This is a genomic window from Syntrophales bacterium (assembly GCA_030655775.1).
Taxonomy (GTDB): domain Bacteria; phylum Desulfobacterota; class Syntrophia; order Syntrophales; family JADFWA01; genus JAUSPI01.
Map to the genome: position 1 here is coordinate 1 of JAUSPI010000163.1, position 10,296 is coordinate 10,296.

Sequence of the window (10,296 nt, forward strand, 5' to 3'; positions counted from 1 at the left end):
AGATGGTGGTAGTGACCGGCGTTAAGAAAATCTAACTGTTTGAGTGCATAAGCACGAGTTTTAGATTTTTAGCCGGGCAATAACAGCATCCACAAAATGGTTCTGAGCGAAGAAAACGGACTTTTTACGAGTGCATCAAAGATAAGGAAATAAAAAAACTCAATTTTTATTAAAGAAAAATCTTTGAAAATATGGCCTTTGAATGCTCAGGACATTTTTGACCATTCTATATCTTGAACTGAACAGCGAGCGCATTCCCCGCTGCTTGCGGCGGGGTTAGTGAGCGAAAATAAAAAATATTTTCCTTAGCAGTCGGAGATTCCCCGCAACTTGTTGCGGGGAGCTTCAATTGTCCTTCAAACCATATTTTTCAAATGTCTCAAAGAGTAAACCAATTACGATGGATGAAGTCGTCAATGGATATAAGAGGGGTTTCTTAAATAGTGCCGTCCTTTAATACTGCTTGACTAAATCATCGAAAAAATATAGTTTCCTCAGAATTCATATTAACTTTTTGTGAACTATCAGCCAGAATTGAGGATTCAGAAGAGGATCAAACTAACTTCAAATAAGGGTTTTCTATTCTGATTCCTCTATTTTCATATTAGACGGGTGTTTCTATGGAAGAGAGTGAACTTCTCAAGAAGAGAAAAGAAAAAATAGAATCTCTTAAAACCGATGGCATTGATCTGTATCCAGGTGGGATAGAAGTAACTGCCACCACGAAAGCAATCATTACCCGCTTTGGTGATATGGATAAAGATACCCTTGAGCAGTTAGATGAGAGATTTATTCTGGCCGGAAGGCTTATGGCCGTCAGAAATTTTGGTAAGGCTACCTTTATCGATATCCAGGACAGAGAAGGGAGAATTCAGTCATATATCAGAAAAGATACGGTGGGAGAAAAGGACTTTTCTCTATTTAGAAGGCTTGATATAGGAGATATTATTTCTGTCGCCGGGAAGGTCTTCAAGACAAGGGCCGGAGAATTGACAATTGAAGCGGACGAGATAAAGCTTTTAGCAAAAGCGGTGAGACCTCTACCGGAGAAGTGGCATGGTCTTACCGATATCGAGACAAGATACCGTCAGCGACACATTGACTTGATTGTTAATCCAAAAGTCAGGGAGACATTTTATATCAGGAGCCGCATCATTCAATCAATCCGTAATTTTATGGATGAGAGGGACTTTCTTGAGGTGGAAACACCCATGATGCAACCAATGGCTGGTGGTGCTATAGCACGTCCCTTTAAGACTCATCATAATGCTCTTGGGATGGACTTCTATCTGAGGATAGCACCTGAGCTCTATCTAAAACGCCTCGTTGTGGGAGGAATGGAGAGAGTCTACGAAATAAACAGAAGTTTCAGAAACGAAGGGATATCCACCTTCCATAATCCTGAATTTACAATGATGGAATTCTATCAGGCCTATGCGACCTATGAAGATCTGATGGTTATGACGGAAGAGCTTATCGCCTATATTTCACAAAAACTTTTTGACACACTTACAATTGATTACCAGGGAACCCAAATAGATCTTACACCACCCTGGCAGCGGATAACCGTAAAGGAAGCCATCATAAAATACTGCAAGGTCGAATCCGATGTTCTTGAAGATGTCGGAAAGGCCGTAGGGTTTGCAAGAAGTTTAGGACTTCCGATTACTGGAAAAGAGCCACTTGGAAAAGTGATTATGGAAATATTTGACGAAGCTGTGGAGGAAAATTTAATTCAACCGACCTTCATTACAAGTTATCCTATAGAGGTCTCTCCACTCTCGAAGAAAAGTGCCGATAATCCGGGGTTTGTCGACCGCTTTGAGCTCTATATATGTGGTAAAGAGATTGCCAATGCCTTCTCGGAACTGAACGATCCCGTAGATCAACGAGAGCGGTTTCTGATGCAGCTTGAGGCAAGAGAGGCGGGAGACGAAGAGGCCCACGAAATGGATGAGGATTATATCGGGGCACTGGAATACGGTATGCCTCCAACGGCGGGAGAAGGAATAGGGATAGACAGACTGATCATGCTGTTTACCGATTCTGCTTCCATCAGGGATGTTATCCTCTTTCCACACATGAGAAAGAAATAGTTTTATTAGTTCAGTTAGTTTAATTGGTTTTATTAGTTTATTGGTTAACCAACAGAACTAATTCAACCAATAGAACCAATAAAGCCAATAAACCAGCTTTATTAATATGTGCCTTTGGCACTTGGAAATTTATTATGTCCTATGAACTTTTCATCGGCCTGCGTTACCTCAGGGCAAAGAGGAAGCAGGCTTTTGTTTCAATCATCACATTCATCTCCATAGCCGGAATATTCTTAGGCGTTGCAGCACTGATTATTGTACTTGCAGTTATGAATGGGTTTGAAACCGAACTCAGAAACAGGATATTGGGAGTTAATTCTCATATCGTCCTCATGGAGTATGGAAGCAGTATCAAGGAGTACAAAGAAGTAATGAGGCAGGTTGAAGAGGTTGAGGGTGTCGTTGCGTCGACTCCCTTTATATACAGCCAGGCCATGTTAAAAAGGGGGCAGAGTTTAAGTGGTGTGGTACTGAGAGGATTATCAACTGAGAGTGCAAAGAACGTAATAAATTTAGGAAAGATGAAAGAGGGGAGTGTTGATTATCTCTCCGAGGAGGGGAGAAAAACGCTTCAGCTCAAAGCTGATGTTGCTTCCTTTCCGGGAATTGTTATCGGAAAAGAGTTGGCTAGAAACTTGGGAGCGATTCTTTTTGACACGGTGAGCGTTCTCTCTCCTATGGGTGTTGCCACCCCTATGGGGTTGGTTCCAAGGATGAAAAAATTCCTCGTCGTCGGGATTTTCGATTCCGGGTTTTATGAATATGATTCATCACTTGCTTTTTTGTCACTGAAGGAATGCCAGAAATTCCTCAATATGGACGATATTGTAACTGGAATAGAGATCAAGGTGACTGATATTTATAAGGCGAAGGAAATAGCAGAGTCTATCGAGAACAAGCTGGGGCATCCGTACTGGGCCAGAAACTGGATGCAGATGAATAAAAACCTCTTTTCTGCCCTGAAACTGGAAAAGAGGGTTATGTTTATTATACTGAGCCTGATTGTTCTCGTGGCAGCTTTTAATATAATATGTACCTTGATAATGGTTGTTATGGAAAAAAACAGAGACATCGCTATACTGAAATCAATGGGTGCAACCGCGAAAAGTATCATGAAAATATTTATGCTTCAGGGAGTTGTAATCGGTGCAATCGGCACCACCCTTGGCAGTGCTTTTGGTCTTGCCGTCGCCCTCAACTTGGAAAAGATATCTTTATATATTGAAAAACTCTTCGGATTCAGGATATTGCCACAGGATGTATATTACCTGAGTGAACTTCCATCTCAGGTGAATTACGGAGATGTCTTAATTATTGTTGCTGGAACCATGCTCATATGTTTTCTGTCGACAATTTATCCATCCTTCAGAGCCTCCAGGCTGGATCCAACCGAGGCGCTTAGGTATGAATAAATAATAAAGGCACAGAGGCACAAAGGCACAAAGTAGGGCAGGACTTTAACCCTGCATGAACGGTGGCAAAGGGAAAGTGTCACCCTGAATTTATTTCAGGGTCTCAGGAGATTCTGAAACAAGTTCAGAATGACAAGAAACAAACAATGATAAAAATCAACAATCTAACAAAAACCTTTATCAAGGATGGCAATAAGATCGAAGTGTTAAAAGGATTAAATCTTGAAGTTACGAGAGGTGAATCCCTGGCAATTCTTGGTGTTTCCGGCGCGGGGAAAAGTACTTTCCTTCATATGTTGGGAACACTTGATCAACCTACTTCCGGGACCATGTTTTTCGATGATGTGAATGTTTTCAACTGGAACGAAAAAGAACTGGCTGAATTCAGAAACAGAAAGATAGGTTTTGTTTTTCAGTTCCATCATCTTCTGCCGGAGTTTAGTAGCCTGGAAAATGTGATGATGCCGGCATTGATAAATAACATGTCCAAGCAGGAAGCAAGGGAAAGGGCCGGGATTCTCTTGAATGAAATGGGACTTGATGATAGGATGACTCACAAGCCAGGGGAACTTTCTGGAGGAGAACAACAAAGGGTTGCTGTGGCAAGGGCATTAATAATGGAACCTGAGATAATACTGGCTGATGAACCAACAGGAAACCTTGACACGGAAACCGGCAAGAAAGTAGAAGACATCCTGATAAATCTGAACAAAACAAAGAATATTACCCTCGTTGCAGTTACTCATAACAGACTGTTGGCCAACCGTATGTCCCGTGTCACAGGCCTGCGAGACGGAAAGCTTTATGCCAGTGAATAATAAGACAATTTTTACATTCCAGAGAATCCTCTTTGTTCTGATATTGCTGCTGCTTTTGAGCCCGCAAAATCTCAGGGCAAAAGATCTGAAAAAAATCGCTGTCTTTCCTTTTGATATTCATGCCAAGAAAGAGAAGAATTACCTGCAGGATCAGATATACAGCGGCATCTCTACGGAGCTCATGAAAAGTGGGTATGTTCAGATAATCAAAAAAGATACCTTCTTAAAAATAATCAAGGGGAAACGGGTGGACGAGAAGTTGGCCGATGGAGTGGGAAGAAAGATAGGTGCCGATTTTGTAGTAATAGGAAGTCTATCCCGGATGGGAGAGTTTATAAGTGTTGATGCTAAAGTTATAACCGTTAAAGACAGAAAGGTTTCACAGAGTTTCTTTGTTCAGGGCATCGGCATTGAAAGTATTGGCAATCTTTCTGCCCAGTTGACGGAAAAAATATTTTTGGAAACATCGCGTGAACAGAAGATAGCAGAAATAATATTCACAGGTAACAAGAGGATAGAGGACAGTGCTGTGTACAACGTCCTGAAGAGCACTAAGGGGAAGATTTTTTCAGAAAGATTACTGCCCTCTGACATCAAGGCTATTTACGGGATGGGCTATTTTGGCGATGTATCAGTAGATGTTACAGACAGCCCGGAGGGAAAGGTCATTACATTTGCCTTAGAGGAAAAACCCCTGATAACCGATATCGAAATTAAAGGAAACGATGTGATAGAAACTGAGGAAATAGAAGGGGTGTTAACGGTCAAACCACGTCAGATCCTTAATCTGGACAGGGTAAAAGCAGATGCAGAAAAGATCAAAACCCTTTATGCCAATAAGGGATATTTCAACGCAGAGGTAAGTTACAAAGCGGAGAAAGAAGAAGATAAAAAAATAGTTATTATTTTTAACGTAGCAGAGAATGAGAGGCTATATATAAAGAGCCTTATCTTTGAGGGAAATAAGGCATACAGTGATAAAGAGCTGAAGGATATGATGGATACCTCTGAATGGGGTATATTCCATTTCCTTACCGACTCAGGTATTCTCAAGGAGGACAGATTAAAACAGGATATAAATAAGCTGAATGCCTTCTATCTCAATAACGGTTATATTGATGCAAAAATCGGTGAGCCGGAGATTACACATGACAAAGAATGGGTCTATGTAAAGATATCCGTATCGGAGGGGAAACAGTTTATGGTGGGGACTGTGGAGATTGCAGGTGACACGCTTTCCGTTCCTCGTGCCGAGCTCATGGAAAAACTGAATATCAACAAAAAAGACTACTATGACAGGGAGTCTGTAATCAAGGATATCGATTATCTCACCGTGATGTGCAACAATGACGGTTATGCCTATGCAAATGTAACACCACGTACCATACCTCGTGAAAAAGACCAGAAAGTGGATGTAGTTTATAATATTAAAAAGGGCAATCAGGTATACTTCAACAGGATATCCATAAGTGGAAACACGAAGACGAGAGATAAGGTTATCAGGAGACAGCTTGCCTTTGTAGAAGGAGAGCTGTACAGTAGTAGTAAATTGAAGACGAGCTATATGCAACTCAACCGGATTCGATATTTTGAGGAGATTGATTTTCAAACGGTAAAGGGGCCTGATGAAGACCTGACAGATATAAATATTCATGTCAAAGAGAAACCTACCGGGATGTTCAGCATTGGCGCCGGATACAGTGCCCAGGAACAGGCAGTCTTCATGGCTCAGGTATCACAGCAAAATCTATTTGGAAGGGGACAGACCCTGAGTCTCTCTGCCCAGCTGGGATCAAACACAACCAACTATGAACTTTCCTTTATCGAACCCTGGCTCTTTGATATGCCTCTGTGGAGTAAGTGGGAGATATGGGATACTGAAAGAGATTACGACAGTTATGATCTGAGCACACAGGGATTTGGAACTACACTCGGCTACCCGCTTTGGGAATACGTAACAGGTTACCTCGGATACAGACTTTCGACAAATAACGTAAGAAATGTAAAAGCGGGTGCATCCACCTATATCAAGGAGCAGGAAGGAAATATTACAGAAAGCAGTCTTACAGGTACACTTGCAAGGGACACCACAGATGATTATATTTTTCCGTCCAGAGGTTCTAAAAACAGAATCTCCACGGAGTACAGCGGCGGGTTGCTTCAGGGAGACACCGATTTTACGAAATATAATGGAAGTTCTACCTGGTTTTTCCCGCTTCCGATGGATACTGTATTAGGTGTCCGTGGGCGAGCGGGATTCATGCATAAGAACGGGGATAAAAAAATACCTATATATGAGCGTTTTTACCTTGGGGGAATAAACTCTCTAAGAGGGCTCAGAGATGTAGGTCCCACCGATTCCGCGACAGGTGATGTCATCGGGGGAGAAACGATGGCCTGCTTTAATCTGGATTTTATATTTCCTCTTGTCAAGAACGCCGGGATGAAGGGGGTAATATTTTTTGACACAGGAAATACCTGGGAAAGCGGTTATCATCTGGGAGATATGAGAAGGACCGCCGGAGTCGGTGTCCGCTGGTATTCACCCATAGGACCATTGAGGCTGGAATGGGGCCATGTCCTTGATCGTAAGGGCGATGAGGCAGCAAGCAGGTGGGAATTTACAATTGGTATGTTTATGTGAGTTTTGAGTTCCGGGCTTTGGTGTGAACTTCAAGTTTAAGTAGGGTCGGGTTTTATACCCGACCGTAAATGGTGGCATATAAAATGCCACCCTACTTTAAATTTTTCTATTTTGACATTTACATTCTTTTATCTTTAACTTACAAATTAAAGGGGGAACGTTATATGAAAAAATCCGGTCTTTTGGGCTTTACTTTTTTTGTTATATTGTCACTTGTCATGTCCGGCTCCTTAGCCATTGCGGCTGATAAGATTGGTTTTATCGATGTGAGAGGAATAATGACACTATCGGAAGCCGGGAAGGAGGCTACAAAGGAGTTTAGAAAGGCATTTGAGAAGGACAAGGCAAAGATAGAGAAAGAAGAAGCTAAACTGAAAAAACTGAAGGAAGAGCTGGACAAACAGCGTCTGATACTGAAGCCGGAGGCTGTAAAAGAGAAGGAGATCTCTTACCAGGCAGAGTTCAGGGATTACCAGAGATTGGTTAAGGATTCCAATGAAGAGTTGCAACGGAGAGACCAGGCACTTTCCAGGGAACTTATCCCTGAAATATTAAAGGTTGTAAATACAATCGGCAAAAAAGAAAAATATACTATTATACTGGATGTAAACACCCAGGGGGTTGCATATTTCTCCAAGGAAAATGACATAACCGAAAAAGTAATAAAAGAATTTAACAGGACATATAAGGATAAGAAGTAGGGCTATGTAAAAATCCCCTCTATCTCCCCTTTAGAAAAGGGGAGAACTGTTAAAACTTCCCCCTTTTTTAAAGGGGGATTAAAAGGGGGATTTTAAACAACTAAAATGTTGAGAAAAAATGGAAAAGAAACTTAGTGAAATAGCTGGAATTTTAGGCGGTACGGTTGTAGGGGATGGCAATGTTGTTATTCATGACATCAAGGGTATCGATGAGGCCGGGGAAGGTGACCTTACATTCATCGCAAACCCTAAATATCGTAAAAAACTTGAAACAACCAACGCCTCTGTTGTTCTGGTTTCTGCCGAAATAGAAGATTCAAGCAAAAACCTCTTAATTGTCAAGGATCCCTATGCGTCCATGGCAAAAATTCTTGACATCTATTATCCCGAGCAGCGGGATGATGGAAAGATCAGTGAAGATGCGTTCATAGCAGATGGGGCAGAAATAGCAAAAGATGCAACCATCTATCCCGGTGTTTATATTGGTCGCGGGGCTAAAATTGAAAGTGGAGCTATCCTATATCCTAACGTCTTTATTGGCAATGACGCAATAATAGGCGAAGATTCGATTCTTTATCCGAATGTTACCGTTTACAGGAAATGCATAATAGGTAAAAGGGTGATTCTCCATGCCGGGGTGGTCGTAGGGAGTGACGGGTTCGGGTTTGCAAATCCGGGAGTGGATAATCTGAAAGTGCCCCAGGTAGGATTTGTCCAGATAGATGATGATGTTGAGATAGGTGCCAATACCACTATAGACCGTGGAACACTTGGGAAAACCTGGATAAAGAAGGGAGTTAAGATCGACAATCTGGTTCAGATTGCCCATAATGTTGTAATCGGCGAAAACTCCGTTATTGTGGCACAGGTTGGAATCTCCGGCAGTACAAAATTAGGGAAAAGTGTAATACTTGGAGGTCAGGCAGGCCTGGTTGGGCATCTCGATATCGGTGACAATGTCATGGTTGGCGCGCAGTCGGGTGTTCCCGAAGATATTCCACCGAACCAGGTGGTATCAGGATCTCCCCATATGCCGCACCGCAGTTGGTTACGGGTACAGGCACTCCTTCCTAAATTGCCTGAAATGAGAAAAACTATGATCTCTCTTCAGAAAAGGATTGAAGAACTGGAGCAAATGAAAATATCAAAATAGAAAATTAAAATGAGAAGATTGTGAAAGGTGATGATATTTTAGAAAGAGTGGCTGGTTTTTCATTTTACTTTTGCATTTTTCATTTTGATATTTGATATATTGGAGTTAAAGGAATTTATGAATATACACCCAACAGCTATTGTTTCTCCTGAAGCATATCTGGCAGAAGGGGTCGAGGTAGGGCCCTATTCTATCATCGGTTCTGACGTAAACATAGGAGAAAATACTGTCGTTGGCCCACATGTGGTCATAGAAAGCCATACGGATATAGGGGAAAATTGCCGTATTTTTCAGTTCTGCTCGCTGGGAGGTATCCCGCAGGATCTGAAATTCAATGGGGAAGAATCCCGCGTTATCATAGGAAATAACAACACGATAAGAGAATATGTTACCATCAACAGGGCAACATCTGCCGACATCGGTACAACCATAATAGGTGACAATAATTTGTTGATGGCGTATTGTCATGTTGCCCATAATTGCAAACTGGGCAACAACATCGTTATGGCCAATGCCGTTAATCTGGGCGGTCACATTCATGTTGAGGATTATGTTATAATCGGCGGCATGACGGGGATTCACCAGTTCGTTCATATCGGCTGTCACTGTATGGTCGGTGGTAAATCCGCTGTGCCGAAGGATATTCCGCCTTATGTTCTGGCTGCGGGGAATTATGCAGAGGTGCAAGGACTCAACCTGATCGGCCTACATCGGAGAGGATTTACGGAAGAAACAATACGAGCATTGAAAAAAGCTTATAAAATTACGTTCAAATCATCTATGCTGCTTTCGGAAGCTATAAAAAGAGTAGAGTCGGAAGTTGAAGATATTCCCGAGATAAAACACTTCATTGAGTTTATACGGAAATCTGAGAGAGGAATATGTAGGTAAGTTAAAGGTTTCAAGTTTCAAGTCTAAAGTTGACAAGTTCGTAAAAAGTCTTTTTTTGTCACCCTGAATTTATTTCAGGGTCTCTAACTTGCTGAAATAATTAGATGCTGAAACAAGTTCAGCATGACAAATGGTGCAGTTTATGACTTTTTACGAGTCCATCAAAGTTAAAACCTGAAACTTTAGACTTTAAAAAGGAACAGATGAAGAAAATAAGGGTCGGTGTGGTAGGCATAGGGCATCTCGGGAACTACCACCTGCAGAAATATCATAAATTACCGGAAAGTGAAATAGTTGGTGTGGCTGACGTAGTTAAGGAACGGGCACAGTCAGCCGCAAAAGAATACGGATGTGAAGCCCTCTATGACCACCGCGATCTTATAGGAAAGGTCGATGCGGTAAGTGTTGCTGTTCCGACAGTATTACATCACAAAGTAGCAACAGACTTCCTTGAATCAGGGATTGATGTTCTTCTCGAAAAACCTATTACAGAAACCCTTGAAGAAGCTGATGAGCTTATCTCAATTGCCAATAAGAATGGGGTAATGCTTCAGATAGGATTCGTTGAGAGGTTCAACCCT

At 41.8% G+C, this 10,296-nt stretch carries 8 protein-coding genes; all 8 read left to right on the top strand.

Annotated elements, in window-relative coordinates; genetic code table 11:
* The first annotated feature begins 620 nt into the window (after positions 1-620).
* On the top strand, positions 621-2,096 hold the full coding sequence (lysS, locus tag Q7J27_08875; GenBank protein MDO9529259.1) for a lysine--tRNA ligase: 1,476 nt from the start codon (positions 621-623) through the stop codon (positions 2,094-2,096).
* A gap of 134 nt (positions 2,097-2,230) precedes the next feature.
* Positions 2,231-3,508: a lipoprotein-releasing ABC transporter permease subunit gene (locus tag Q7J27_08880; GenBank protein MDO9529260.1), complete on the top strand. Its 1,278-nt coding sequence runs from the start codon at positions 2,231-2,233 to the stop codon at positions 3,506-3,508.
* A gap of 146 nt (positions 3,509-3,654) precedes the next feature.
* Entirely contained in the window at positions 3,655-4,326 is a 672-nt protein-coding gene (locus Q7J27_08885; GenBank protein MDO9529261.1) for an ABC transporter ATP-binding protein, read from the top strand.
* On the top strand, positions 4,319-6,970 hold the full coding sequence (gene bamA / locus Q7J27_08890; protein MDO9529262.1) for an outer membrane protein assembly factor BamA: 2,652 nt from the start codon (positions 4,319-4,321) through the stop codon (positions 6,968-6,970). The genes Q7J27_08885 and bamA overlap by 8 nt, the downstream gene beginning before the upstream one ends.
* Positions 6,971-7,134: 164 nt before the next feature.
* Positions 7,135-7,671, top strand: a complete 537-nt coding sequence (locus tag Q7J27_08895; GenBank protein MDO9529263.1) for an OmpH family outer membrane protein — start codon at positions 7,135-7,137, stop codon at positions 7,669-7,671.
* 118 nt (positions 7,672-7,789) lie between these two features.
* The gene (gene lpxD, locus Q7J27_08900; GenBank protein MDO9529264.1) at positions 7,790-8,824 is read left to right on the top strand and encodes a UDP-3-O-(3-hydroxymyristoyl)glucosamine N-acyltransferase; all 1,035 of its coding nucleotides are present in this window, start codon (positions 7,790-7,792) and stop codon (positions 8,822-8,824) included.
* A gap of 117 nt (positions 8,825-8,941) precedes the next feature.
* Positions 8,942-9,715, top strand: coding sequence for an acyl-ACP--UDP-N-acetylglucosamine O-acyltransferase (gene lpxA, locus Q7J27_08905; GenBank protein ID MDO9529265.1), 774 nt, complete (start codon positions 8,942-8,944; stop codon positions 9,713-9,715).
* A gap of 203 nt (positions 9,716-9,918) precedes the next feature.
* Positions 9,919-10,296: Gfo/Idh/MocA family oxidoreductase (locus tag Q7J27_08910; protein ID MDO9529266.1), on the top strand; the 378-nt coding region annotated here is incomplete at its 3' end.

Excerpts from the sequence above, each read along its gene's own strand:
- lysS (MDO9529259.1), top strand. The coding sequence starts at position 621 with ATGGAAGAGAGTGAACTTCTCAAGAAGAGAAAAGAAAAAATAGAATCT.
- Q7J27_08880 (MDO9529260.1), top strand. The coding sequence starts at position 2,231 with ATGTCCTATGAACTTTTCATCGGCCTGCGTTACCTCAGGGCAAAGAGG.
- Q7J27_08885 (MDO9529261.1), top strand. The coding sequence starts at position 3,655 with ATGATAAAAATCAACAATCTAACAAAAACCTTTATCAAGGATGGCAAT.
- Q7J27_08895 (MDO9529263.1), top strand. The coding sequence starts at position 7,135 with ATGAAAAAATCCGGTCTTTTGGGCTTTACTTTTTTTGTTATATTGTCA.
- lpxD (MDO9529264.1), top strand. The coding sequence starts at position 7,790 with ATGGAAAAGAAACTTAGTGAAATAGCTGGAATTTTAGGCGGTACGGTT.
- lpxA (MDO9529265.1), top strand. The coding sequence starts at position 8,942 with ATGAATATACACCCAACAGCTATTGTTTCTCCTGAAGCATATCTGGCA.